General features: G+C 58.2%; 37 protein-coding genes, 1 pseudogene and 1 riboswitch. Of the genes and pseudogenes, 23 read left to right on the plus strand and 15 right to left on the minus strand.

Annotated elements, in window-relative coordinates; all coding sequences use genetic code 11:
* Positions 1-84: 84 nt before the first annotated feature.
* From ACQY4Y_RS16670 to ACQY4Y_RS16685, 4 genes are all read left to right on the plus strand, one after another.
* Positions 85-1029, plus strand: a complete 945-nt coding sequence (locus tag ACQY4Y_RS16670; RefSeq protein ID WP_428491723.1) for a YqaJ viral recombinase family protein — start codon at positions 85-87, stop codon at positions 1027-1029.
* Positions 1026-1616, plus strand: coding sequence for an exonuclease domain-containing protein (locus tag ACQY4Y_RS16675; RefSeq protein ID WP_428491724.1), 591 nt, complete (start codon positions 1026-1028; stop codon positions 1614-1616). The genes ACQY4Y_RS16670 and ACQY4Y_RS16675 overlap by 4 nt, the downstream gene beginning before the upstream one ends.
* 275 nt (positions 1617-1891) lie before the next feature.
* Positions 1892-2812 (plus strand): recombinase RecT, encoded by a 921-nt coding sequence (locus ACQY4Y_RS16680; RefSeq protein ID WP_428491725.1) that lies wholly within the window; start codon positions 1892-1894, stop codon positions 2810-2812.
* 109 nt (positions 2813-2921) lie between these two features.
* Positions 2922-4772, plus strand: a complete 1851-nt coding sequence (locus ACQY4Y_RS16685) for a patatin-like phospholipase family protein (protein WP_428491726.1) — start codon at positions 2922-2924, stop codon at positions 4770-4772.
* A 66-nt stretch (positions 4773-4838) separates the two neighbouring features.
* On the opposite strand, the pseudogene ACQY4Y_RS16690 reads toward ACQY4Y_RS16685, so the two are convergent.
* A pseudogene (locus ACQY4Y_RS16690) lies at positions 4839-5288 on the minus strand (TspO/MBR family protein); the annotation flags it as partial.
* A gap of 196 nt (positions 5289-5484) precedes the next feature.
* Here ACQY4Y_RS16690 and ACQY4Y_RS16695 point away from each other — a divergent pair.
* Complete coding sequence (locus ACQY4Y_RS16695; RefSeq protein ID WP_428491727.1) at positions 5485-6153, plus strand: hypothetical protein; 669 nt, start codon at positions 5485-5487, stop codon at positions 6151-6153.
* 280 nt (positions 6154-6433) lie between these two features.
* On the opposite strand, the gene ACQY4Y_RS16700 is transcribed toward ACQY4Y_RS16695, so the two are convergent.
* From ACQY4Y_RS16700 to ACQY4Y_RS16720, 5 genes are all read right to left on the minus strand, one after another.
* Positions 6434-6853, minus strand: coding sequence for a GcrA family cell cycle regulator (locus ACQY4Y_RS16700; RefSeq protein WP_428491728.1), 420 nt, complete (start codon positions 6851-6853; stop codon positions 6434-6436).
* Positions 6850-7371: a hypothetical protein gene (locus ACQY4Y_RS16705; RefSeq protein WP_428491729.1), complete on the minus strand. Its 522-nt coding sequence runs from the start codon at positions 7369-7371 to the stop codon at positions 6850-6852. The genes ACQY4Y_RS16700 and ACQY4Y_RS16705 overlap by 4 nt, the downstream gene beginning before the upstream one ends.
* 6 nt (positions 7372-7377) lie before the next feature.
* The gene (locus ACQY4Y_RS16710; protein ID WP_428491730.1) at positions 7378-7566 is read right to left on the minus strand and encodes a hypothetical protein; all 189 of its coding nucleotides are present in this window, start codon (positions 7564-7566) and stop codon (positions 7378-7380) included.
* 262 nt (positions 7567-7828) lie between these two features.
* On the minus strand, positions 7829-8026 hold the full coding sequence (locus ACQY4Y_RS16715; protein WP_428491731.1) for a hypothetical protein: 198 nt from the start codon (positions 8024-8026) through the stop codon (positions 7829-7831).
* 51 nt (positions 8027-8077) lie between these two features.
* On the minus strand, positions 8078-8329 hold the full coding sequence (locus ACQY4Y_RS16720) for a hypothetical protein (RefSeq protein WP_428491732.1): 252 nt from the start codon (positions 8327-8329) through the stop codon (positions 8078-8080).
* An 85-nt stretch (positions 8330-8414) separates the two neighbouring features.
* Here ACQY4Y_RS16720 and ACQY4Y_RS16725 point away from each other — a divergent pair, with 85 nt between their 5' ends.
* Complete coding sequence (locus tag ACQY4Y_RS16725) at positions 8415-8582, plus strand: hypothetical protein (protein WP_428491733.1); 168 nt, start codon at positions 8415-8417, stop codon at positions 8580-8582.
* 55 nt (positions 8583-8637) lie between these two features.
* Here ACQY4Y_RS16725 and ACQY4Y_RS16730 read toward each other — a convergent pair whose 3' ends face one another.
* Positions 8638-8868, minus strand: a complete 231-nt coding sequence (locus ACQY4Y_RS16730) for a helix-turn-helix domain-containing protein (protein WP_428491734.1) — start codon at positions 8866-8868, stop codon at positions 8638-8640.
* Between the two features lie 129 nt (positions 8869-8997).
* Between ACQY4Y_RS16730 and ACQY4Y_RS16735 the strand changes: the two genes are divergently transcribed.
* The 7 genes from ACQY4Y_RS16735 (at position 8998) to ACQY4Y_RS16765 (ending at position 10990) form a co-directional block, all read left to right on the plus strand.
* Positions 8998-9348 (plus strand): hypothetical protein, encoded by a 351-nt coding sequence (locus ACQY4Y_RS16735; protein WP_428491735.1) that lies wholly within the window; start codon positions 8998-9000, stop codon positions 9346-9348.
* Positions 9345-9608 (plus strand): hypothetical protein, encoded by a 264-nt coding sequence (locus tag ACQY4Y_RS16740; protein ID WP_428491736.1) that lies wholly within the window; start codon positions 9345-9347, stop codon positions 9606-9608. Before ACQY4Y_RS16735 ends, ACQY4Y_RS16740 begins: the two co-directional genes overlap by 4 nt.
* A gap of 53 nt (positions 9609-9661) precedes the next feature.
* Positions 9662-10111 (plus strand): hypothetical protein, encoded by a 450-nt coding sequence (locus ACQY4Y_RS16745; protein WP_428491737.1) that lies wholly within the window; start codon positions 9662-9664, stop codon positions 10109-10111.
* A 3-nt stretch (positions 10112-10114) separates the two neighbouring features.
* A complete protein-coding gene (locus ACQY4Y_RS16750) occupies positions 10115-10273 on the plus strand; it encodes a hypothetical protein (RefSeq protein WP_428491738.1) in 159 nt (52 codons plus the stop codon).
* A 62-nt stretch (positions 10274-10335) separates the two neighbouring features.
* Positions 10336-10566, plus strand: a complete 231-nt coding sequence (locus ACQY4Y_RS16755) for a hypothetical protein (protein WP_428491739.1) — start codon at positions 10336-10338, stop codon at positions 10564-10566.
* Positions 10563-10796: a hypothetical protein gene (locus ACQY4Y_RS16760; protein ID WP_428491740.1), complete on the plus strand. Its 234-nt coding sequence runs from the start codon at positions 10563-10565 to the stop codon at positions 10794-10796. The genes ACQY4Y_RS16755 and ACQY4Y_RS16760 overlap by 4 nt, the downstream gene beginning before the upstream one ends.
* On the plus strand, positions 10793-10990 hold the full coding sequence (locus ACQY4Y_RS16765) for a hypothetical protein (protein ID WP_428491741.1): 198 nt from the start codon (positions 10793-10795) through the stop codon (positions 10988-10990). Before ACQY4Y_RS16760 ends, ACQY4Y_RS16765 begins: the two co-directional genes overlap by 4 nt.
* An 80-nt stretch (positions 10991-11070) precedes the next feature.
* Here the strand turns inward: ACQY4Y_RS16765 and ACQY4Y_RS16770 are convergent, their stop codons facing one another.
* Entirely contained in the window at positions 11071-11751 is a 681-nt protein-coding gene (locus ACQY4Y_RS16770; RefSeq protein ID WP_428491742.1) for an HNH endonuclease, read from the minus strand.
* Between the two features lie 125 nt (positions 11752-11876).
* On the opposite strand from ACQY4Y_RS16770, the gene ACQY4Y_RS16775 reads away from it, so the two are divergent.
* Positions 11877-12647, plus strand: a complete 771-nt coding sequence (locus ACQY4Y_RS16775; protein WP_428491743.1) for a bifunctional DNA primase/polymerase — start codon at positions 11877-11879, stop codon at positions 12645-12647.
* Here the strand turns inward: ACQY4Y_RS16775 and mobF are convergent.
* Together mobF and ACQY4Y_RS16785 are read right to left on the minus strand one after the other, a co-directional pair.
* Positions 12601-15546 carry a MobF family relaxase gene (gene mobF, locus ACQY4Y_RS16780; RefSeq protein ID WP_428491744.1) on the minus strand — a complete coding sequence of 982 codons (2946 nt, stop codon included), beginning with the start codon at positions 15544-15546 and terminating at the stop codon, positions 12601-12603. The two genes, ACQY4Y_RS16775 and mobF, sit on opposite strands and share 47 nt — an antisense overlap.
* Positions 15540-15821: a hypothetical protein gene (locus tag ACQY4Y_RS16785; protein WP_428491745.1), complete on the minus strand. Its 282-nt coding sequence runs from the start codon at positions 15819-15821 to the stop codon at positions 15540-15542. Before ACQY4Y_RS16785 ends, mobF begins: the two co-directional genes overlap by 7 nt.
* Before the next feature lie 143 nt (positions 15822-15964).
* Between ACQY4Y_RS16785 and ACQY4Y_RS16790 the strand changes: the two genes are divergently transcribed.
* The 3 genes from ACQY4Y_RS16790 to ACQY4Y_RS16800 all read left to right on the plus strand — a co-directional run bounded on the left by ACQY4Y_RS16790 (position 15965) and on the right by ACQY4Y_RS16800 (position 17063).
* Positions 15965-16267 (plus strand): hypothetical protein, encoded by a 303-nt coding sequence (locus ACQY4Y_RS16790; protein ID WP_428491746.1) that lies wholly within the window; start codon positions 15965-15967, stop codon positions 16265-16267.
* Positions 16268-16273: 6 nt separating this feature from the next.
* Positions 16274-16780, plus strand: coding sequence for a GIY-YIG nuclease family protein (locus ACQY4Y_RS16795; RefSeq protein ID WP_428491747.1), 507 nt, complete (start codon positions 16274-16276; stop codon positions 16778-16780).
* 76 nt (positions 16781-16856) lie between these two features.
* Entirely contained in the window at positions 16857-17063 is a 207-nt protein-coding gene (locus tag ACQY4Y_RS16800) for a hypothetical protein (protein ID WP_428491748.1), read from the plus strand.
* 62 nt (positions 17064-17125) lie between these two features.
* On the opposite strand, the gene ACQY4Y_RS16805 is transcribed toward ACQY4Y_RS16800, so the two are convergent.
* Positions 17126-17386, minus strand: a complete 261-nt coding sequence (locus ACQY4Y_RS16805; protein ID WP_428491749.1) for a hypothetical protein — start codon at positions 17384-17386, stop codon at positions 17126-17128.
* A 101-nt stretch (positions 17387-17487) separates the two neighbouring features.
* Between ACQY4Y_RS16805 and ACQY4Y_RS16810 the strand changes: the two genes are divergently transcribed.
* The gene (locus tag ACQY4Y_RS16810) at positions 17488-17712 is read left to right on the plus strand and encodes a hypothetical protein (protein ID WP_428491750.1); all 225 of its coding nucleotides are present in this window, start codon (positions 17488-17490) and stop codon (positions 17710-17712) included.
* Here the strand turns inward: ACQY4Y_RS16810 and ACQY4Y_RS16815 are convergent, their stop codons facing one another.
* Positions 17713-18087, minus strand: a complete 375-nt coding sequence (locus ACQY4Y_RS16815) for a hypothetical protein (protein ID WP_428491751.1) — start codon at positions 18085-18087, stop codon at positions 17713-17715.
* Positions 18084-18239, minus strand: coding sequence for a hypothetical protein (locus ACQY4Y_RS16820; protein ID WP_428491752.1), 156 nt, complete (start codon positions 18237-18239; stop codon positions 18084-18086). The genes ACQY4Y_RS16815 and ACQY4Y_RS16820 overlap by 4 nt, the downstream gene beginning before the upstream one ends.
* Positions 18240-18473: 234 nt before the next feature.
* Here ACQY4Y_RS16820 and ACQY4Y_RS16825 point away from each other — a divergent pair, with 234 nt between their 5' ends.
* The 3 genes from ACQY4Y_RS16825 (at position 18474) to ACQY4Y_RS16835 (ending at position 19722) form a co-directional block, all read left to right on the plus strand.
* On the plus strand, positions 18474-18665 hold the full coding sequence (locus tag ACQY4Y_RS16825) for a hypothetical protein (protein WP_428491753.1): 192 nt from the start codon (positions 18474-18476) through the stop codon (positions 18663-18665).
* Positions 18666-18821: 156 nt separating this feature from the next.
* The gene (locus ACQY4Y_RS16830; protein ID WP_428491754.1) at positions 18822-18992 is read left to right on the plus strand and encodes a hypothetical protein; all 171 of its coding nucleotides are present in this window, start codon (positions 18822-18824) and stop codon (positions 18990-18992) included.
* Between the two features lie 304 nt (positions 18993-19296).
* Positions 19297-19722 (plus strand): hypothetical protein, encoded by a 426-nt coding sequence (locus ACQY4Y_RS16835; protein WP_428491755.1) that lies wholly within the window; start codon positions 19297-19299, stop codon positions 19720-19722.
* Here ACQY4Y_RS16835 and ACQY4Y_RS16840 read toward each other — a convergent pair.
* Positions 19660-20559 (minus strand): site-specific integrase, encoded by a 900-nt coding sequence (locus ACQY4Y_RS16840; RefSeq protein ID WP_428491756.1) that lies wholly within the window; start codon positions 20557-20559, stop codon positions 19660-19662. The genes ACQY4Y_RS16835 and ACQY4Y_RS16840 overlap by 63 nt on opposite strands.
* Before the next feature lie 456 nt (positions 20560-21015).
* Positions 21016-21095, plus strand: a riboswitch (SAM riboswitch).
* A gap of 59 nt (positions 21096-21154) precedes the next feature.
* Here ACQY4Y_RS16840 and metZ point away from each other — a divergent pair.
* The gene (gene metZ / locus ACQY4Y_RS16845) at positions 21155-22393 is read left to right on the plus strand and encodes an O-succinylhomoserine sulfhydrylase (RefSeq protein ID WP_428491757.1); all 1239 of its coding nucleotides are present in this window, start codon (positions 21155-21157) and stop codon (positions 22391-22393) included.
* Positions 22394-22416: 23 nt separating this feature from the next.
* On the opposite strand, the gene ACQY4Y_RS16850 is transcribed toward metZ, so the two are convergent.
* Positions 22417-22641 (minus strand): hypothetical protein, encoded by a 225-nt coding sequence (locus ACQY4Y_RS16850; protein ID WP_428491758.1) that lies wholly within the window; start codon positions 22639-22641, stop codon positions 22417-22419.
* Here ACQY4Y_RS16850 and apaG point away from each other — a divergent pair.
* Positions 22640-23134 (plus strand): Co2+/Mg2+ efflux protein ApaG, encoded by a 495-nt coding sequence (gene apaG / locus ACQY4Y_RS16855; protein ID WP_428491759.1) that lies wholly within the window; start codon positions 22640-22642, stop codon positions 23132-23134. The genes ACQY4Y_RS16850 and apaG overlap by 2 nt on opposite strands.
* Positions 23135-23264: the final 130 nt, after the last annotated feature.

Raw genomic sequence — 23264 nt, forward strand, 5'->3', positions numbered from 1 at the left:
TATTATATCATAGGTATTTGACGTGTCTGATCTATCAGTCTAGTTTGATAATGCAACAAAGCAGAAGGGATTCGGGATATTTAAGTGGAACGTCAGATTTTAAATCCTGCCACCGAGGGAGAGTGGCTTGAGTTGAGGAAGCTGGATGTCACCAGCACCATGTCAGCTGCGCTATTCGACTTGAGCCCTTATCTCACTCGTTTTGAGCTCTATCACGCAAAGCGCGACGGGTTGGAGCTTCCCTTTAATGAAAATGAGCGCATGGCGCAGGGGTCGAGGCTGCAGGATTATGCTGCCGACGAGATCGCTCGAAAGCACGGTTGGACTGTGTGGCGTGCTGATGAGTATATCCGGATTCCTCAGTTGCGAATGGGTTCGAGTTTCGATTACCGAGTTCTGTGCCCAAAGCGAGGCCCGGGCATTTTAGAGATTAAGGGTGTGGACCATTTCCGCCACAAGGAGCTGTGGGTGGAGGAACAGGCACCCGAGCACATCGAGATTCAACTGCAGCAGCAGCTGGAGGTTCGGGAGGATTACGAATGGGGCATGATCGCCGGGTTCACTTCGATTTATGATTGGCATGAATATGAGCGGCCGAGAGATCGCGAGTTTGGCGCAGCTATCGTCAAAAAAGTTCGAGAGTTCTGGACCGACGTCGACGCGGGCCGGGCACCAGATCCCGATTTCAGTCGCGACGACGCGGTCATCAAAGCCCTGCACAAAGGCGGCGATATCCTCGACCGCACGGAAGATCTGGATTTCAACGCCCTCCTCGCCCGCCACCATCGCCTTCAAGCCGAGAAGAAACAGGCCGAGGACGATTTCAAAGCAACTCAAGCCGAGCTGATCCACCGCCTCGGCAACCATAGCGAGGCGTTCGGCCGGGACTTCAAAATAAAGGTTTTGATGGTCAAGGACAGCCCCGGCACCCTTGTCGAGGAGAGTATGGTCGGGACCTATCTAGGTGCCAGAAAAGGTTACCCGCGCTGCACCGTGTCAGACCTGCATAAGAAGCGGGGCGAAGCATGACCCGCCGCATCCTCGCCATCGACACGGAAACAACCGGCTTCCCGAAGAAATACGGCGCGCTAGTGCAAGACGGCCAGGCCCGCGTTTGCCAGGTTGCGATGTTGCTGTGTGATGAGACGGGCAAGTCGCTGGCGGAATTTTCTGCGCTGATGAAGCCGGAAGGCTGGGCGGTGGGAGAGGAGGCGGGGCAGGTCCATGGCTTCACGACGGAATTGTGCGCGGCCTGCGGCGTGTCATCGAAGGCGACATACCTGTTTTATCGCCGCCTGGCTGAAATGGCTGACGTGATAATCGCGCATAACTCGGAATTTGACCGCAAGATGATGGATATCGAGGCCGCCTATCATGGCTATCAGCCAGCCGACAAACCGTGGAAATGCACGATGAGCATGACAGTCGATATCTGCAATATCCCGCCAACTGAGAAGATGCTGGAGGCAGGTTTTAATAAGCCGAAATCGCCGAAGCTCGATGAGGCGTTACAGAAGGTTTGCGGGAAGTCTCTGGGCGACGCGGCGCACGATGCCCTTTGGGATGTGCGGGCGTGCAAGGACATATACTTCGGACTGAAGAAGGTGGCGGCATGACACCCAATTTTCTGAACCTCCATGACATGGCCAACGCACCCAAAGACGGCACGAATATTGTCTTATTGTTTATCGTGGAGGGCAAATGGTTCCTCTGCGAGGGACATTGGAACGGAAAGCACTGGGCCGGATATGACTCGATCAGCGAGAGAATCATAGAATTTATATCCCCGGTCAGGTGGGCTCATCACGGGGACTTTCTTGACAGATTCGAAGGCGCCTAACGCTCCAGCACCGACGAATGATAAACCAACGGAGCAGAATTGAAGGAGACTATGACTAAAGGAAAGCAACTGACGATTACCGAGACATTACGTAAACAGGAAAGCGAATTCGCGTCCCTGTTACGCTCATCCGGCACCGACATCAAGAAATTCATGAATAACGCCCTTATGGCGGTGAATGAAAAGCCGGAAATCAAGAGGGGAGAGGTTAGCACGCGCTCCGTCTTCGCGGTCTGCTCCCGCGCCGCCAACGATGGCGTCGTCCTGGACGGCAAAGAGGCCGCCATCGTCATCGGCTGGAACGATAAAACAAAATCGAAAGAAGCCCAGTATCGCTTGATGAGCGGGGGCGTCATGAAAATGATCCGTCGCTCGCCGGAGATTTCGTTTATTGCGTGCCAAGTCGTCTATGAAAACGACATCTGCGAGATCAACTTCGTCACCGATGAGATCCCTGTCACGCATACAATCAATCTGAAGATGGCTCGCGGCGAGCCCATCGGCGCATATGTTGTCGCCAAACTCGCCAGCGGCGAGTGGACCAGTCCTGAGTATATGTCAAAGGCGGAGATCGAATCCGTCCGTGACAATTACTCCGCCAAAAATAAGGACGGGAAAATCGTCAGCCCAATGTGGAACAAGTCGCCCGGCGAGGCGTGGCGCAAGACGGTGCTGCACCGGGCCAAGAAGCGGCTGCCTATCGGCGACCGAGAAGAACAGGTTCTGCGTCAGGATGAAGCCGACGAAGTGGGCGGCGAAATCATCGACAATACCACTGGGGAGGTTACTTCAGCCGAACCGCCAAAGAAGCGCCAGACCCGTGCCGCGCAGGCGGTCAAAGACGCTGTCAAAGGTGATGCCGAGCCGAAGAGTGACGTTCTTGATGCAGAATTCACCGAGGTTGAGGATGACGGGCTTGATCCTGAGGTGACTGAACCGGCAGCCATCGCGGAAGAAGAAATCCCGATGTAATCCAGAAAATATAGGGTGACGCTCGATTCCATATTGTCGCCAGGCATAAAGGAAGGCTATGCTTGGCGCTTCCACGCTTGAACAACGGTGGCTGGGGGAAGGAAAACCAATGATACGTTTGGTCGCGCTGATGCTCGCCCTTGTTGTCGGTAGTTGTTCCCCACCGGATCCGCCGAACGTACGGGCGGGAAAGCAGACGTCGAAGCCTATCCGTTGGCGCGCGGATGCCGATTGCATTCGGGACGTCGACGTTCCCCTCGGCTTAACGCGGGACTCCCTCGCACTTGAGTGCAGCAAGAGCCGGGCCGGGAAGTCAGACTTCATCGCGCTCGCCTTGAGCGGCGGCGGAGTAAAGGCCGCGGTGTTCTCAGCCGAATCGATGTTTTATCTGCAGGCGCTCGGGCTTTTGCACCGGACCGATGTCGTGTCTTCGGTCTCGGGCGGCAGCTTCACGGCGGGCGTCTACGCGCTGTCCTGTGACCCTGGCGACGATCGGAACGAGGTGTGCAAGAGGCGTCTCGCGGAAGACGATAAAGGCCTGGTCTGGCGGCATGACGACGTGCTGAAGACCGTCGGGCAGGGATATACGCGCCTTGTGTATGAGCAAATCGCCCGCCTTGTAGTGCCTGGCGTGCCGGGAACGATAAGTTCCGATCGTTTTGCCAGCTACATCGATGACCGCTTTTTCGGACACACCTTCGACGGCGGGCGTCAGCTACTTTTCAAGGACGTGAACCCGCGCCGCCCGCTGCTCGCGGTGAACTCGACGATCGTGAGCGCGAACCGGGCCGGCCTGGGTGGGTCAGGAGACAGGCTTTCCTGCTATGGTGACAGCCCGAACGTCACCCGTGGCTGGCTGCGGCGCCGGACGCCGGACGAATTCTACCATTTTGCCTATACAGACGTATATTTCGATCTCATTCGGTCTGATCTCGACCAACTTCCTGTTTCCCAGGCTGTCGCGGCTTCTGGTGCGTTCCCGGTGCTGATTGATCAGCCGAAGCTCACCGATTTCTGCCGCAAGGACAAGGATGACAGTATCATCACCCTCACGGACGGCGGCACGAACGATAACCAGGGCATTGTCGAGATCTACCATATCCTGGCGGAACTCGCCTTTGGTGAAAGACGGTCGGATGTCCCTGAGGATGAGCTCCAGAAGGTTCGGATGAGACCGGGCGATGCGGCTTTCATTTTCGTCATCAATTCGAGCGTGACCGATACGACAGGCCCTTCTGGAAGCGGCAGCGGTGAGTTTCCGCTTGGGGCTTTTGGGCTCGTAAACGGAATAATAAGCAAGGTCTCCGAGGCCACGGATGTTCTTGGCTCGACGAACTTTAATCTCCGTCGAAACCTATACTTCGATTATGCGAGGGCGACCGACATTCAAAAGATATCGGTAAACTCGATCGATATCGGCCTGGATAAACTCGACCAGTATCCGACTGGCGGCTCAATTTACAACCTGTGGAAAAAGGCGGGAATTCTTGACACGCCGGATACGGGGGGAAAGACGGACGTTCGCGCTATAGATCAGGTCATCCGCGCGCGCGTCGACTTGCAGGCCGATGTTGCGAGAAAGCTTATCCATAGTGCGGACAGCCGACGGCGGATGGCGCTTTCTGACTATCACCCCCAGTGCTACTTCGATATTCGCGGACAGATTGATTCGTCGCTCGTTAGTATTCCCGACGATACCCAAGCCTGTCTGCGAGAAGCGGCGCGCTGGTCGGTCGCGCTGAGCGCGGACGAGATGTGCCTGGGTTTAAGGGCCGGTGAAAGAGCGCCCGCTGGATTGCGCTGCAAGGACGGCCTTCCCGCACTTGATTCCCGCGTGCTCGGCGGCGTGGCGAGGGACAGGGAGGTTTGCAAGGCTGTCATCGACAAGTTCATCGCTGCCCACCCGGTAAAGGATCCCTCGGGCAATCGAGAGGGATGTCATAATCTTAATGATGAATGACAGGCCAGGCCCTGACGCCGCGCCATCGTCATTTCCCGCGATTTCGTCGCCAAATTCCACCTGCAGGTACATCGCGAAGATGACCCACCCGCCGAGCGGCGTCGCAAACCACATTGCTCGTCGGTCAACATTGGCGGCTGTTGCGATAAGCCCGCCAGCGCTCCCGATCATACCGGCTGTCACCGCGGTCGCTTCGTCGAGCCGCCGGCGCTTGAACATGGTCCACGGGTGGGCAACGACGCCTGTAAGGCTCAGCGCCCAAAAACAAAAGGCCGCCGATCTCGACCGGCTCGGGCGGGATGTCATCAGGCGATAGCCGGAGTAACCCAGGAGCGAATCGAGGATAGTCCAGGCGATACCGAAAACCGCGCCAGGCGGGGTGAGTGCGGATTTGTCGAGATTGCGATACCATTGATCCGTTTGAGGGTCTCGATCCGGGCGGAAGCTTGCACCAGAAAGCTGTGCGATAATCACGGCGGATGCCGCGCAGGCGGCGGCGAGGGGCTTATTCAGCATGGAGCTGTTAACGCCAGACAGCAGGCCAAGGCGGGATGAGCTCACGTCCGTTTGAAGATGCTAAACGATACAAGGAGGGCGCCGCTCCTGCGACGCGATTAAGACGGCAAGCGGGGTCGGGGAACTTCGGCAAAATTACATCGCGATACCACCGATCAGTTCAATGCCGCGCGGTCGGTCAACAAGGAATGTCGTGATGGATGATTGGGCTCTGGCTCAGAGGACTCGCCGAAACGGATTTGTGCAGCGAACATTATTGCGTTTTGGATGCGCGGAGGATGCCGAGGGCGTACCGACCTTGCCGCGAAAGGTGTCGATCTGGCTTGGGGTATACATGATCGCATTTGGCGTGCTGAATTCTAGTGGGTACAGCTTCGGCCATTTCGATAGGCTTAAAACTACCGGCCTGGTAGGCATCCTGTTGGGCATGCTGGCGGCGCATGTGCTTCTGTGGTCGTCGGTGTTGGACTCTCCTTCACTTGTGCAAATGGCGAGCGCGATCAGGGGAACGGGTCATACCGCGAGACTCACAGTCAGCGACGGTAAATCAGTATTGCTCATGCTAGTTTTTAGCTTGGTCGTCGGGCTTCTGATTGCTGTGCTGGCGGTAGCTGTTTATGAAGAGCACAGGGACGGATATAGACTTTTCGTGCAACTTCAGATCTGCGTGGTTTTCAGTGTATTCTGGCCGGGTCTGATGTGGCTGGGCTTCTGGCTAATGCGACGCTGGTTACACGCAGAGGCCCAAGAGGCGAAGGTTGGTACCGACCCCCGCCTGTTGGCCCGACGGGTTTTCCAAAAGATCGGCTTCGTGCTGTTGCTGGGTTCCGGCGTGCTGCAGCTGCCCTTGCTGGTGTTCGGTTAATCGTCTCCCCACCCATACCCATCCGCATAACCCGGCGGGCACATCGTGACCGGAAATGTCTTCGGGATGACCAGCTCGGGCGCGATGTCATAGACATTTTGTCGGCCGGGTCCGATCGCCGGCCGGATCACCAGCCGCCCGGCGCGGAGAAGCGCGCTTAAGGCAGACGACACCTGGTTCGGGCTTCGATTCAGCAGGACGGCGATCGTCGGGCTCGTGATATCCCGCCGCGAGGCTTTCAGCCGTCTGGCAACGCCCATCACTCTCGCTTCGAACGGTGTCACGACGCCGCTGGCCGATCTTTAAACGCCCGCGCCCCATGCTCGGGACAATATCGGCCTCGCCCCCGTGAGGCGCCGCAGAAGGCCGCCGACCCGTCGCGCAGATCTCCATCCCACCACAGGCATTCGCGGGCCTCCACGGCGGCGCTGAAGCGATCCAGGCTCAGGCGGTCGACGGCCTGGCGCTTGGCCTTGGAGAGCTCGATGTCTGGCTTGATAGGGCGCACGATGGGCGGGCTCGGGGCACGCGGGGTATTGGGCGTCCGGCGCGGCGCGGATCGACCGGCCAGCTCGTCGCGATGGCGTTTGATCGCGCCGGCCACCCGGTTGCGGGAGACGTGGGCCGATTTCGCGATCTGGGTGTAGGTTTCGCCGGCCAAGTGGCGGCGGTGCCAGTCGGGGGACGGGTTGTGGGTCATGCAGCCTCCGGGATCGTTATTTGTGAGGGCAGGTCGAGGCCGTGACAGAACCATGCTGCGTAAAACCAGGACCCCCCTTCCTTGCCGTTCGGGGTCGTGAACTGGATGCGTCCGGGTGGGAGGATCAGTTGGATCCCGTTCTTTCGATACATGGCGACCCGCCCCTGTTCCCCGAGTGCTGTGATCGGCAGGAGCAGGGCAAACGGCTTTCCGATATCGAAGCATCGCTGAAGCCATGCGTCTTTGATCGAGTAAGGCGGGTTAGTTATGATGCAATCAAATTGAAATTGAGCGGAAGCCAGGGGCGACATGAAGTCGAACCCATCCGCGATATCGGTACCTACCACTTTTCGGCCATCGTCTTCGATGTCGCGAACGATTTGCCGTTGTCCGCATGCCGACTCCCATATGGTCCAGCTGCGTGGGATGTAGGGGAGCACAATCCCAACCGCACCGCGCTCGGTTTGAAAAATGTCGGAGCGACCGGCGCCCTTTGGCGGCATTTTGGTTTTAAGCACGGCTCCCTATAAATTCTCGACCTTCCGGTCGTCCGAATGCTCCACGCGAATGCTGAGAATGTCCCGCCCGCGTCGATGATTGAGCGCGCTGTATTTTTCGTCGAGCTCCTTCTTCGTCGCGCAATGCACCGCCTCGGTGACGCATTCATCCGGCGAAAACGGGGACGTTTTGGTTATAATGATGCGGTAGGTCATGCGCGGCGGTCCTTGTGGATTGACCAGAACACGAACCGCAGCAGAAATCGCTCGTGGGGCTTCAGGCGTTTGTCCTGGGGGTGGACGGCGTAGAGGCCACGCAACAGGTAGATCTCCCAGGCGAATTGATCGTGTTGCGCGCAATCAACCGCAGCCGGATCAGACGGCGCCGGCGCGCGAGCCTTAGCCGGTTTGCGGGTTCGCGTTGCGTTGATCTCTGCATATTCGATCCGGGCTTGGATGTTGCGATTTTTTTTTGGCATTACTGGGCGGGCACCGCTTTGCTGCGGGGCAGCCGTCCTACACCATTCTTCGCGCGGACGGCTTTCCAGCGGGCGGCGAACGCCGTGACCATGTTGGGATCGAATGCGGATCTTCGGGAACGCTGGCGCTTTCGGCGGGCGGCAAGATCGGCCTTTCGTTGCAGATAGGCAGCCGACTGGTTTTTATCGTAGGACACTGTTTCCTCCTGGTTTACGCGGTGGCGCGCCTGAGCACGCCGCCTGGCAAATCAGGCTGCTTTGGTGTCGCCGATGTTTGGGTCAGCGGGGGCTGACTGGGGAGTGACATCCGCTTTGAACAGGATTGCCCGAACCGCGCAGTCTTTCGCCTCCAAAAGCTTGCGCATCGCTACGGTCTTTTCGGGATTAGCCGGGAGATCGACTTCAAGCTGCCGGGCGAGATCGCCGAACGGTTTGCTGACCGTCTTCAGATGTTGCGGCAGATGATCGCAGGTGAAGAACTGAATCAAGTTGTTTTGCATGGGCTATCCCTATTGCTTGTTGGGTCTTGCGACCTGAACCGACCTGGCTCATTCGGGCCATCGCGCACTGTTCACGATGGCCCTGATGAATCAAGCCTTCGCTTTTTTCACGGGCGCTTTCTTCATAGGCGTCTTTGCGATCTTCGCCGCCGCTTTCTGCACGGCCGCTTTGGCCGGCGCTTTCTTTGCGGGTGCAGGGGTGGCTGATTTCTTCGGTGCTGCTTTCGCGGCCATGGTCGTTCTCCTTGTTTAAGTTTCCCAGTCGATGGAACGGGTGATGCTTATCATTACACGAGATCGAAACAATCTCAACGGGAATAATATAACGGCCAGCTGAGCGAGGTGATTTGTCCCTTGGATAGAGTCTCATAGGCCCGGATTAACTTCGCGGATGCTGACTTCACCCCGGTTTCGCATTCGGAGATGTAGCCTCTGGCTATTCCCACTCGCGTTGATATGTCTTCGAGTGACATGCCTTGCTCTTGGCGCCACTCGCGCGGTTTCGATCTTTGCTTTCTCATATTGAAGTATTTCCACATTGATAACTCCCTATCAAGGATTGAATATAGCCAGTATAAATACGCAATAAAGTTTCTCAGAAAGCGGATTGTACTGCCTGTCTCTGTGTGAGAATATACTCTATCGTATTTTAGCACGGGATGGAGAAAATGGCGGATCTTACAAGCAAACAAATCAAACGCCTGACAAAGCTCTGCGACAAATATCAGGACGAAGGGGAATTTAAGATGAACGACAACGAAGGGCTTCAAGCCATTGCTGGGGTGACGCGGATCAAAATGGACCGTGACGATTATAAGGACCAGGCCGTCCTCGCCCAGCACTCAAAGTTCGCGGTCCACTGCACAGTCGCTGTCGCGGCGCTCCTGATGGCGGGAAGCGGTATTGGCCTGACCTGGTGCATTGCAGTATTTCCTGCGCATCCTGCCGTCACAGTGATGCTGATTACGACGGCGCTGTTTTCGTTGTGGCTGTTCACGGCAGTGGAGGACCGACTATGAAGCTCTCCATCGATGTCTTTAACAGCCGCGCGCCGGTCTGGCTGGCGGACGATTTCTTTCAGAAAATCACGGGAAGCTACCAGACTAACTTCAATCCGATCGGCGGCATGTGCTGCTTTGACGGTATGGTTATCGCCGACAACCGCCCGCTGCCGTCGGACGATTACCGGCCACTGCTGGAGCTGATCCACGCAAATTCGAATGTGCATCCCGCAAGTGGCCTCGTTAGTTGCGGGCCTGACGTCGGCTGTATCTATTAGGATGATCAAGCCTTGCCCAGTTACCACCCGCTAAATCGAGAAAGAAAACGCTTATGTCTGACAATTCTTCGACACGCCATTGCATCAAGGCCGTGGTGTCATCTAACGCAAAAGTCGTCAGGGTCATTTTCCCGGCATGTTTTATCGGAAAATACATTGATAGCGTGGCTTACCGTACAGGTCGTCATAAAATCAATTTTGATGATGCATATGATGGCGAGATGATCGGTCGGTTCGTAGATAAGGATGGCGTCGAACGCGGGAAGATCGACTTCGAGGCCCATGCGCTCGGCCTTGAGGGGCTTGTCCCTGGAAAAGTGAACACATGGTGGGCCTGGAAGCGCGATCGTGATTTGTTGCTCGGCACGCTCTTTACCGACTTGTGCAGCCCGGAAGCGAAGCAGGGAGAAGTCGGACCTGCCGTGGCCTTTATCAATCAATGGATTTCAGAACAAAAAGGAACGGTGCGGATAGAGAACGGGCTTTTGGTGGCGAGGGCATAAGGCGTGGATGCCGAAAAGATCGTTAAGCACCTGAAAGCTGCCCTACTCGAAACGATTGACGAGCATGGACCGATCTATCTCCCGAACCGTGCGAACTGGGAGTCGGTGCTGGTGTGGTTGAACGTAGAGTTCGTCAAAGAGGTGCTGGCTACTGACCTTTGACCAGACGCTGTCCATTCATCAACCGCTAACCTGAAGGATAAATTCAGAGAAAGCCGACTGTCATGCGTACCACCACCTTCAACGCCTCCGCCATCGACCGCGCCAAGGCGGATTTGGTCCCGTTCCAATCGAACCTGATGGTTCAGACCGCCGACGGCAGCGAGATTCATGCCGTCTGGGCGGTCGGCGATTTCGTGGATTTCGAGCTGGGCGATCCGATTGAGGACGTGATCGATTTCTGGCCGGACGAGCGATTTCCCTTTGGCGGATTTATGCCGGGGTGGACGCCGTGAAGTCAGACACCTTCATCATCCGCCGCCACGCCAATTTGCGCGACCTGCCCGAATGGCTCAAGGAACGCGCTTACACCGCATCAATTTACGATGCCGAGGCGCGCGGTTGGCGGACCATCGCTCTGACCAGCGGCGGGGCGCAGGTCGGCGAGGTCGTTGTTCTGATGCCGGCCTTGTTCCCAGACGCCCTGATTGCGGTGCTGCATGGGCAGAAGGCGGAGGCAGCATGACCGCCCGTCTTGCCTTCCTCTCCGGCGTTCTGACGGGTGGCGTGGCCGCATCAGGTTTCTTTGTCTGGTACGGAGCGATCATCCTTGGTGATGTGCAGCTGGAACTGCATCGTCTGGATATGTCCATCGGCAAGGTGACCGGCGCGTTCGATCTCGCATTGTCCGACAAGATACCGGCGAGGCATTCCAAATGATGTCGCACGCTCTCGCGTTTGCCCGTCGTGGCCTGTCCGTTCTTCCGCTGAACGGGAAGTTTCCGGTCACGCCGAACGGGTCACAAAAGCCGACCTTGCTCTTGCGCCCACGCGACCGGGTGTTTAGCGTTCTTGCTAAGGTTGCAAGTCGGGCATAGTATCTGGAGATTGCATTTATCATTTGAGCCGCCTAGTGCTATCGGCATAATGTGATCGACATGATACTTTTTTCTAATAGAAACCTTGCAGTTGGAGCATCTCCATCCCTGAAGCTCTTTGATTTCCTGTATCTCTGAAGGCGTGTGAGATCCAGTCACACCAGCCAATCTTGCCCGGCGATTCCGCTTATGTGCTTTGTGTTTCTCGGGAAATTGCTTGCGGTATTCCTTAATATATGTACGGCGGTGTTCTTTATGCTCCGCTGTATAGCGTCGAACGTGCTCCTTATTGTTTCTCATCCATATTGTGTTCTGAGCCCGTCTGGCGACTGCAGTTCGCCGGTTGTACTCTTTTTTCGAGGCGCAAACCCGCTCTCGATTTTGCTCGTTATAAATTTTTTTGCGTGTTTTGATGCGCTCGGGATGCCGTTGTCGGTAGCGTTTTAGCTTTTCGATAGCACAATCATGGCAGTCACGAGTTAAAGCCTTACGGTATGTCAGGTGTCCATTTACACATGGCTTGAGTGTAAAATAATACTTTGAGTTTGTGTCAATCGCCTCTTGGCGAGTACGCGGAAGGTCGTCTAGGATAATTCCCAGCATCTATTGCTCCCATCAAGCTGTGGATGTCAGAGCTGCATCGGCGATGACACGCCTGTGCGGCTCGTTTAATAGCTGGATTATATCTCGATATTGCGATATAGCAACGTGATGTCAGGATATTTGTGATGACTATATTGCTTGATTTTGCACTGGCCTATGCGAAACGTGGGATGCGTGTTTTTCCAGTAAAAGGTAAATGGCCCCTGATTAAAGGTGGCTGTCTGGCTGCCACCACTAATCAACAGAAAATCAAAGAGTGGTGGTCAATTTGGGAAAACGCTAATATCGGGATAGCGACTGGAACAGTTTCCGGCGTATGGGTTTTGGATGTTGATGGCGCAGAAGGAATGGCTTCTTTGCGCTCACTCCAAGAAAAATACGGACCCCTGCCCAACACAGTTGAGGTCATCACCGGCGGGGGAGGAAAACATCTCTATTTTCGCTGTACCGCGTCCATGGGCAACAGGGTTAAATTCCAGTCGGGCCTTGATACCCGTGCAGATGGCGGTTTTATTATTGCCCCGCCAAGCACGCACCCCAACGGCCGCCTGTATATCTGGGGTCCGAACTGTGCCAACGCGATAGCGGATGCCCCCCAATGGCTGATCGACCTGGTCCTACGCCCGGCGTGCAGGGTCGAGTTGAACCCGGGCGGACCGGTTCCCGAAGGATCGCGGAATGACACGATAGCGCGAATGGCCGGACGGCTGCTGCGCCAAGACATGGACGGGGATTTCGTCCTTGATCTCCTGCTGGCGTTCAACGAATCGCGCTGTGTGCCGCCGCTGCCAAATGCGGAGGTTAAGCGGACCGTCGAAAGCATCGCGCGCATTGAGATGGCGCGGCGGGCTAAGGATGCGCGCCCATTGCAAACACCCGCCGAACCGCGCCCCTGACCCGCTGCATCGACCACTGCTTTATCCCGGCCTTTCGTTTCATATCAGTCTGATCTCCGGCCGCCTTGCGTCGCATCTGGGCCTGAAACCCTTTCGTTACCCCGGCGTTCATCACCGCAGCTTCGGCAAGAAAATCGATGGCCGAGTCTTTGACCGGCCTGCGGCTCAGGTTGCGGACGACGTTGTTCCAGATGACGTCTTCGGTTATCGGCTGACGCAATCCGAGAGGCAGCCTGTCAGCCGTCTCTTTCATCTCCTCGCCGCGACTGAGGATCATCCATGATGAAATTCGGTGCCTCGAAGACGAGACATACGCCCGGAAACCATCGACGGCCGATGATCCACTTGGAGCGCAGAAAATATGGCGGTCGGACGTTAAGCCTTGTGCTGACTCGATTGTGAGGCATTCGCCTAGAGCCAGCATCGACCGACCATTGTGATCAAGCTTCGACCAGGCGACGAACCCTTCCTTGCCGCTTTCCCCGCGCAACAGCAGCCCGTCATCCCTGACCTCAACGACGGTAAGGACCGACCCGTTATTTCCGATCTGCGCTTCAATGCGCCCGAATTTCGCCCTGGTTCGTTTAAACAGTCGGACCTTGTCGCCTTCCGAGATGTGAAACTCGAATTCGTGCCCGCGCCCATTCGTGGCCCGTATCAACCGCCGATCCGGCCCGACGGTCCCGGCGGCCTGCCGCCGCTTGCGGATAGCCTTACTGATGTCCTGCGCATCGGCGTTGGTGGGGGCGGACAGCGTCAAATCGCCGCCTTGCTCAATCGCCAGATCCGTGATGCGCTCAATGGCGTCGGTCCGCGTCCCCTCGACCAGCTCCGCGGTGCCGTCCGTGCGCTTCATCGTGAGGGCCTCGGCGATCCGGCCCTCGCGGAACATCCCGGCGATTTCCCGCTCGCGTTCTGATTTCTGGCGGATCGTGGTCAGGATCTCGGGGATTGTATCGGCACCGAGGGCCTTGCGGAGCAGATCGATGACCGGCCCGGCCTCGATCGCGGTGCATTGCCGGTCGTCCCCCACAGCGACGATCTTGAACCCGAACCGCTTTTGCAAGCGAAGAAGCTGCAGCAGTTGCCGCGTGCCGATCTGGCCCAATTCATCGATGACGATGACGCTGTCACGGCCAACCGTCGTGAACCCGTCGGTGATTCCGTCGATTAACGGCTGAAGGGCAAATGTCTTGAGCAGGGGTATGCCGGCATCGGCCAGCGCGTTCGCCTGCTTCCAGCCGAGCGACGTGCCGAGAACGGTTAGACCCTGTTGGTGCCAGGCGTCGACGAGCGACTTGAGCAGGGTCGTCTTGCCGGAGCCTGCGGTTCCAACCAGCACGCCAAGCTCGCCGCCCAGGCCGAGGGCCTCCACGCCCTTGCGCTGCGCAGCGCCATGGTCGCCAGTGAACTTTATTCCCGTGCGCCGGATCGCGGCGTTCAGCTCTTCTGTCGATAAGCTGCGCGAGCGATCCGCCGCCGCGTCCCGCGCCAGCTCGATCAGCTCCTCTTCCTGGTCGCGGTGGAGGACCGTTGTGATCCGGACGCCCTTCTCCGTCTCGGCATAGAGCAACTGCGTCAGCCGATCGTCCTGAATAATGCCTTCCTGGACCATGAGGCGGGTGACGGCGCTGATATCGGCGGTCGTCCGCATCCCCTTGGCGATCAGCCCACGGACAGCCTGCAATCGCGCATCGGATCCTGTGATGACGGCGCGCCGCGAGAATTCCTCGGCGAGAAAGGGCAGGGCGGTGTCACGGGCGGCGGCGATGTTGTGCGGCGCATGGGGATCGGTGGTGATCGACGCTTCGTGCCTCCAGCCCATGGCTTTGGCCTGAGCGAACCAGGCCTCAAAACAGGCGAGATCGTCGGTCTTGGATTTTCGGCTGGCCTTCGCGCCTCCCTTTAGGAAATCGATGCGGTCCTGGTCGGGCATGGCATCCCAGTCCAGGCCGCGCGATGCAGCTTCGGCCCGGGCAGCAGCCTGCGCGTCTTTCGTCCGCTTGCTGAATTCCTCGCATACGCTGTCCGGAATGGCGCTGGCCTTGGCCATGCGAGTGCGTGCGTCAAGTTCCATCTCAATGCCGATGGCGCGCAGGTTCCGGGCGAGCAGGGCCTGATAGACGGAGCCGAATTCCTTGATGCGATTATGAAGCTGCTTGGTGTTGATCGCGACGATTCGCCCGTCTTCGGCCACCGTGTAATTCGGCACGATGTTGTGGGAATGGAGATGCGGATCGCCACGCAGGCTGGGCGAGACGGTGTAGAGTTCGGTGCCGACCACGCCCGTTTTCGGATCCGGCCGGGTGATAGCAACGGTCGGGCGCGCGGTGAAATGTTCGATGGAGATCCAGGCAAACTTACCCGCCGCTTTGACCTGCCCACCATTCGCTCCGACGCGTGTGCCGACCTGCTCCTCGACGCAGCGAAGCGCTTCGTTCGTTGCGTCGCGGTGGGCCTGGAGGATCGAGGCCCTTACCGCCTCGTTCTCGGCGAAGGCCCACATGACGGAAACCGACTTCGGCGCCGCAAAGCATAGATCCATGCCGGATATGCGCCTGCGCGTGCCGTCCTTCGTTTCGGCCATCAGCTTGCGTTTCCGATCGGTGACCGGCTTTCCGTTCGCTTTCGCGCCGCTGAGGATTGCCTTCAGCGCCGCTTCGTCGATCACCGAGCCGGGCGTGAGGGCGAGGGCTTTCGCGAGGATAGGATCGAGATCGGCGCGGACCCTGGGCGTCGATCCCATGGCGTCGAGAAGGGCGGGGTCCAGCCCCGCGGTTCGCAGGTAATATTCGGAGGCCCTTTGATAATCGTCGGGGAGTGTTTTCTCCAGCAGATGCGCGGCTAACGCGCCTGCCGCGCTTTCCGCGCCCGCAGCGATTTTCGCAAAGACTAACAATCGTCCTTTGGTTTCTGGCTGAGCGCCCGTTGGATCGTCTCATTCATGCCGTTCACGGCGCGGGCGAGGCTGGCCAGTGTTTCTTCGAGTTCGCCGGACGGCTCGTGGTCCACGGCCTCAATCAGCTGGTCGAGTTTTTCAATCTGGGTTTTAAGCATCGGCACCTGCTGGTCGCGCAGAGCGGAAAGAACTGCATTAAAACCTGCTTCTAAATCATCAAACCGATTGCCGATATTTTCAATTCCGGCTAAAATTTGATCAATACGCCTGTCCATTTTTGGGTCTCCGGGGCTACCGCAGGTAGCAATGGTGCATAAAAATTCGACGAGGCACTCTCGCGACAATTATGCGATAATCTTGAGTTAAATATAATCTCGCGTCATATTAATCGCAAGAACCTTTAATGCACTGCGTCAAAATGAACCCGCCCAAGCTTAAAACCCTGGCGATATTAACCCAGTCAACGGTCTCGCCGCTTTATCGCTGGCTCTGGGAGGAGTTCGACCTGATCGAGGTGAACCGCAAACGCTACGGCACCGACTGGCAGGCTCTTGCCGAGCTGGCGAATAGATATGGAATTATGGCTGGAAGAGGGAAGAAACCAACCGCGAATATCGTCCGGCAGACGTTTTATCGGGTGAGGGCAAGACGGAATCGATCGGTGATGGGTCGGTTCAATCGGTCTGTCCAGGCAGTGACCACCTCCAGCCTGGTAGAATAGTTCAATATGGCCGCACCGATTTTCCTTACCCCCGAACCGACCACGCTCTCCGGCGGCGATGTGTTGTTCTGGCTGTTCGCGCTGGCGATGCTGATCGTGCTGCTCAGGCGCCGGCGGATAAATCTATCCGGAAAATGGGGCCGCGTTTATGTGTTCGAGCTGGTTAGGTTCCCCGGCCATTACAAAATCGGTCGCACAAGCCGGAGAACAGCGACGCGGCAAGCCGAGGTCGAAATGGATATGCTGGGCGGCGAAGGCACGCGGCTGGTGTACGTGGTCAACGTCCCGTTCTCGAACACGGTGGAGGATCTGGCGCACCAGTACCTTCGCCGCTATCGCTATCGCTGCGCCGGAACGGTTGAGATGTACAGATACAGCCAATGGCGGGCTATTTGGGCCGTCCGTAATGCTGCCAGGAACACCATGCGAGCGGCTGGCTGGCGGATCAGCGCGATGGATAAAAAGATCGCCTGGCAGCAGCGGACGGGAGGAAACAGGGAGCGGATTTTCTGAATTTTGTCCCGGATGTGTCCAGGGGAGTTCACGTATCCTCGGAGGTCTAATCGATCTCCCAGTGGAAGGTATCGTGATGCTGCCGCCAGAACATGACTCAATGAACCTGGTATGGGCCATAGTCTTTTTCATCGCCGCGTTGGCGATGCGCAAGAAAAAGAGGCCGCCTGGCGTGATCGTCATCACGCCTGTACACATTGTTGGTGTGAAGAAGAAAAGCGGGTGGCCGGGTTTCGTTGTGATCTGCGTCTTTCTGTTCATCGCATGGGCGATTTACAGCTAAGTCCGACCAGGACGACTACCCATCCGATGGCCCCAAGAGCTTCGCCGAGGATGGCGGCTATTCTAACGTCGTGTCCTGGGCTTTCGCGCGCGCACGATCGTTGTCCTGGTCGCTCGCGGGACCTCGGCCTCGTCATGGGAATTGGCCGGCCCGTCATCGTCTGGCAGATCGTCGTCGCCGATTGCGTCGATCGCTGCATCAAGTATCGCCAGCATCATGCCGTCGGGGATCGGAACGAACCTGGAACCCGGGAAGCGGTTCTGGTGGTAGTAGGCGAATTCGGCCCGGCGAGCGGCTTTCAGCATGGCTTTTGTGGTTTCCATGCTCCCTATATATGCGACGCCAGCGGATCGTTCCAGTGTCGCTTCGTTGGGGTCAACGCCCGCCGCTTGCGCCGAATCCAAATTCCATCATAAACAGCGTTATGGCCCTGATTTTGCTGATTATCATTCTGGTTCTGCTGTTCGGCGGCGGCGGAGGCTTCTACGGCTATCGAAGTGGAGCCTATGGCGGACGCGGGTTGGGCGGGATCCTGTTCCTGGTGCTTGTGGTGGTCGTGGTCGTCTATCTGGTGAACAGCCTGTTGTTGGTCGCGCCGACGGTTGGCCCGGGTGCTGCGCCCGCCACGTCCCCAGCCGCGCGCCCGTAGTCAGGGCGGCTTCGGCTTATCACTCGTCGCCGGGGTGTATTGCATGCCCGGAAAGTGCCTCGTCCAGAACGCCCTCTCGGTGTCCGTTGGCACCATGCCGCTGCCAGCCGGGATAATGCCGTCGCCCTCTAAAAGAGCGGTCGCTTTATCGATCACCACATGCAGGGACATATTCCGGCGGACGCCTCCTGGGGTCCCGGCCATCATTCGGAAGTAGGTGTCCTCCAGCGCATCGGCTGCGGCAAAGCGAAGATCCTGCTTGGGCTCCGGTGCCATGTCCTCCCGATAGCCGAGATGGTCGAGCAGCAGCCGGATTAAATCGGGGGCTGGCGTTGCTTTTCCCGCGCGGGACTGCCTGACGTATCTTTGCTTCACTGGAACCGCCCGTCTTTCCGGCGCTTCGGTTTCAGGCGCTCGATCTCGGCCTTGAGATAGGCGATTTCGGCTTTCTGCGACTCGATGGCGGTGAGGGCGAGTTTCCACAGTTCGGAGCGGGTTCGGGCGGGGAGGGTGTCGATTGTGGTCATCGCTTCCGTCCGATCTTCTTGAGCAAATCGCGCAGGGCTTCTTCGACCGCGCCGGTCAGGGTGTCCCTATGCCGAAGAACCTCGCGGGTCAGGGCGGGGTCGAGGCGCATCGTTCGACGTATCTTCGGGTTTCCTCTGGGCATTTCTCTGTTGACTGTAGATGCATATGTGCATACAATATCGAAAACGGAATGAAATGTCCAGTGCCGCGTGAAGGGCGGTAGAAAGCCATCGATGTCCCGCAAGAAATCCACCCATCTCCACTTCACGCCCGGGAAACGGCTGTTCGTGAAAATGGTCGATGGTAGCTGCTTCGTGGACAAGTTCGTTGAAACGCGAAGCCGGCACATCGTCCTCGATGAGCGTGGCAAGGTCATGAACTGCGATCTGTTGAGCGTGACGATTTATCGGGGTGAGCGGATCTGATTAACCTGGCGTTCCCCATCCGTTCCTAGCTATGCTCGCCCGATGGGCCAGACCGCTTCGCAACGCAAACGCCACTCCGCCGTCATGTCGGGGAGGCTATCAGACTTCGCCGCATGGACGTTCTCGATATCTTGCGCGACCTGCCACCATCAACGCGTGCTCCCGGTCTCGGACATTCTGGTCGTCTATCGGGGTGACATTCTGATCCGGAATATGGTCACCCGGCTGCGCTGCTCTACGCCGGGCTGCGGCGCGCGGCCGGGCAGGGTGGTGATATCGAACCGGCAGACCGAGGTGCTGCTGATCGGGGTTGGCGCTTACGGCTAGATCCGTCCAGCATATGTCCGGACTATTTGCCGTAAAGCGGAAGGATGAAAGATGGCCCTCTGTTGGTTGACGTGCCGACGGCGGCGGCGATGACAGGCATCCCGCTGTCGACGCTGCGGAAGTCGTTCATGAAAATCCGGCCGCTTAATGTCCCGGCGCCCCCGCCGCACAAACGGATTGGCAGGGCAGTGTATGTGCTTGCGGACCGGCTGGAGGCTTGGGTGGCGTCTCTGCCCTCGCCGGAGGTCGCGAGGAAGAGGGGGCGGCCTACGAAGGCTGAAGACATTGCGAGGAGGAATTTGTGATGACGGGAAATCAGCCCAGTGATGATGGCGTTTTTGCGCAAACGTCCATTCAAACGTTAGAAGATCTAGTCGAACTTGGGCTCAAAGAAGGCTGGCCAGGACGCGAAATTGCATGCGCCCTGCTCGAAGCAGCATATGTGGCCCTTCAAAAACATAATCCCGGATCGTGGGAGGAAAGGGTAAGGGATTTCAAGTTTCTTGCGGCAGTGACGGCCATCTTTGAAGAAGACGGTGATCCTGAAAACTACAAGCAGTTGGTCGGTCCCATGCCAACGTTGGCTTACCTGGAGGCCGTGCATCAAACGGTATTGCCTAATAGGCGCGGATTCACTGGCACGGGCGCGTCCGCCGCCACCATTTCACTACTCGGCCCGCGCATTCAACCGCCCGCCCCTGAGGCGGTCGGCCAGCCTGTCGGTCCGTAGATGCGTGTAACGCGACAGCATCGCCGGGCTAAGATGACCTGAGATCGCCATGACCTCATGATCTCGCAGGTCGGTATATTCGAACAGGCGGGATATCGCTTCGTGGCGCAGGTCGTGCCAACGGAGGTCGGGGAATGTGTTGATGTCCCTGAATGCCTGCATAATTCCGTTGGTTGTCTCGATCGGTAGCACGGTGTCGCGGAATGACGGCAGGGATCGGAACGCTTCAATGGCCCGATTTGAGAGCGGCACGCGGCGGAGCCGGCCGTTCTTCGTCCGCGTCAAATCGAGAAACTGGCGGTCCAAATTGACCCTTGTCCATGTCAGATCGACTAGCTCAGCTTGCCGTATTCCGGTTTCGACTGCGATGACGATCGCGGCGCGCAGCCAAGAACGGCTTGATTTTTCAGCCGCCTTCAGCAGCAGCTCCTCCTCTTCGGGGTAGAGCCGCCGCTCCCGCCCCTTGGGCGGTCGCGGGCGAACACCCGGCTTGATGGGATTATCCAGCGTAATTCTGTGCGCGCGGCCCCAGGTCTGGACGACTTTGGATAGAGCGTTCATCCGATGAATGCAGGTTTGCGCACCAACCAGCGCAGCTGGCCCTACGCCTTGATCCTTGGCATTATCCTCGTCGAGGACTTCTTTTCGCCAGGTTATGAGGTCCCAGTCACGCAGCGCGGCGAGCGACCAGTGGGCGAATTTGGAGGATTTCCAATATGTGATGTAATTCAATTCATTCCGCGCGTTCGGGTTTTTACCCAAATGACCCTTCATCCAGTCGCAGGCCTCGGCGAGGGGAAGCGACAGGTTTCTTCTGGACGGGTTGATTGCCAGCAATCCGGGCCTCGGTTTCCCTCTCCCATTCTCTGGCCTCGGCCATTGTCTCAAATGTGCGGCAAAGGTTTACGCCCTTGCGGCGGATAAGAACGCGATACTGGTGCGCGCCACGCTGCAGGATGTTGCCCATAGGTTTCTGTCCCTTTTGATACAGAAAACCTAGCTATTTATGACTGGACAGGGCGTGGACATTGAAAAGATTAGTAGAAATGGCCGTTCACAAATCACGATATGCGATTGGGAAGCTGCCGTTCTACCATTGAACTACACCCGCGTCTTGGCAGGCTTCTAATCGTTTCCCTCGGGTGATGCAATTCGCCCGCCAGGCGGTCTGTTCGCCCGCCGGGTGGTATCGGCGCTCATACAATAGGGTTCCCCCAAGGATAACGCCTGTCCGGTTCCGACGCTGCAGTTGACGCATTGCCGATTTTGGCCCTATCAGCACCGAGTCGGGACCCCCCCGGCCCTCGTGATTTGTCCGGCCGGATTGCGGCGAGGTGAAACAAGCGCGCTAAACAGGCCAGTATCAGGCTCGGTTTTTTTCCGAACCGAAACTGCTCAACGGTCGGGCCAATACACATAGGGGCCCTGACGCATGACACCCGATCCATTCCGACCAGACCTGTCCCGTTTGGGCGCCGCTACCCGCTTGGTGCATGGCGGCACGCAGCGCAGCCATCACGGCGAAACGTCGGAAGCTTTGTTCCTGACCTCGGGCTATGTCTACGACGACGCCGAACAAGCCGAGGCGACGTTCGCCGGCACGGTCGAGCATTACCAATACTCCCGCTTCGCCAATCCGACGGTGGCCATGCTGGAGCAGCGCCTCTGCCTGATCGAAGGGGCCGAGGAGTGCCGCACCACCGCTACCGGCATGGCTGCCGTCAACGCCGCGTTGCTGTCGCACCTCAAGGCTGGCGATCGCGTGGTGGCGGCACGAGCGTTGTTCGGATCGTGCCATTGGATCGTGTCGACCTTGTTGCCCAAATTCGGCATCGAGGCTGAATTCGTCGATGGCGCTGATCTGGCGCAGTGGCAGGCCGCGCTGTCGCGGCGAACTGATCTGGTGTTGTTGGAAACCCCGTCTAATCCGATGCTTGAACTGGTCGATTTGCCGGCGGTGGCGGAATTGGCGCATGTGGCCGGGGCGATCGTCGTGGTGGACAATGTGTTCGCCACCCCGCTGCTGCAGCAACCGCTTAAGCTGGGCGCCGATGTCGTGGTCTATTCCTGCACCAAGCACATCGACGGTCAGGGCAGGGTGCTTGGCGGCGCGGTTCTAGGCCGCGGCAAGTGGATCAACGACGTGTTGCAGCCGTTTATCCGCAACACCGGCCCGGCGCTGTCACCGTTCAACGCATGGGTGCTGTTGAAGGGCATCGAAACCCTGGCTCTGCGGGTCGACGCGGCCAGCCGAACCGCCGCGACGATCGCCGACGTCCTGGCCCGCCACCCGGGCGTGACGCGGGTCTGGTATCCGATGCGCGCCGACCACAAGCAGCAGGCGCTGGCGCGACGGCAAATGAGCGCCGGTGGAACCGTGGTGACCTTCGAGGTCGCCGGTGGCAAGGATGGTGCCTTCCAGGTGATGAACCGTTTGCAACTAATTGCCGTTTCCAACAACCTGGGTGACTCCAAGTCGCTGGCAACCCATCCGGCCACGACAACGCATATGCGGATCGGCGAGCAGGAGCGCGCTCGGCTGGGCATCACCGACGGCGCCATCCGGCTTTCGATCGGGCTCGAGGATGCCCCCGACATCGAGCAAGACCTTCGTCAGGCACTGTGCGTACCACCCGCTCGGATGTCAGGGCTGGCAGCTAACGGACCGTGACGCCCGAGCGCGCTCGTCATACTCTATTTGAAACAATCAGGGAGATCGTTTCTTAACCGCCTTTTCTGAGGAAGGCCTTGGGCATCCCGCGCCGAGGTGCGATCAAATCCGATATCGATCTGACTACGAAACTGTTTTTCTAACCAGCCCGGCCGCCCGAGCGCCGCGGTCATCCCGCCGTCCTGGACAAACCCATAGGATTCGTCCTTGATCCGAAGACCCGGCAAGGCAAGAAGGTATGCTGTCATGTCGTCTGAAGATTCCAAGCCCGGCCGCGGCAAGCGCGCGACGTCTCCCTTGATCCAACCGCAGCGGTCAGGCCGTGCCGCTGGTTCGGCGCGCTCAGACTATTCGCGCACGACCCGCGATGTCCACGTCTCGGTCCGCTCGTTCTTTCTGGCCGATCAATCGCAGCCGGACGAGAATCATTTCGTCTGGGCCTATCGCGTGAAGATAGAGAATCAGGGGGCGGAGCCGATCCAGTTGCTGCGCCGCACGTGGCAGATCACCGATGCGCGCGGCCGTACCCAGCACGTGCATGGCGCCGGCGTGGTCGGCGAGCAGCCGCTGCTAGAGCCGGGCGAGAGCTTCGAATACACCTCGGGGACACCGCTCGACACGCCGTCCGGCTTTATGGTCGGCGCCTACCACATGCTGGTGCCGTCGTCGGGTGAGAACTTCGATGTCGCCATCCCGGCCTTCAGCCTGGACAGCCCGCATCAAACCGGTAGGGTACACTAGTTCCGCGGCGACGAGACGACGCCCTGGGGCACGAGCCGGCCGCCGGCTAATGAGGCTTGGTCCCTGGCGCGATTTGCCACGGCAATTTCCTCGACACACCCCGCCGATCCCTGACCCGCAAGCGCCCAAC

This window comes from Rhodopila sp. (genome assembly GCF_965277165.1).
Lineage (GTDB): Bacteria > Pseudomonadota > Alphaproteobacteria > Acetobacterales > Acetobacteraceae > Rhodopila.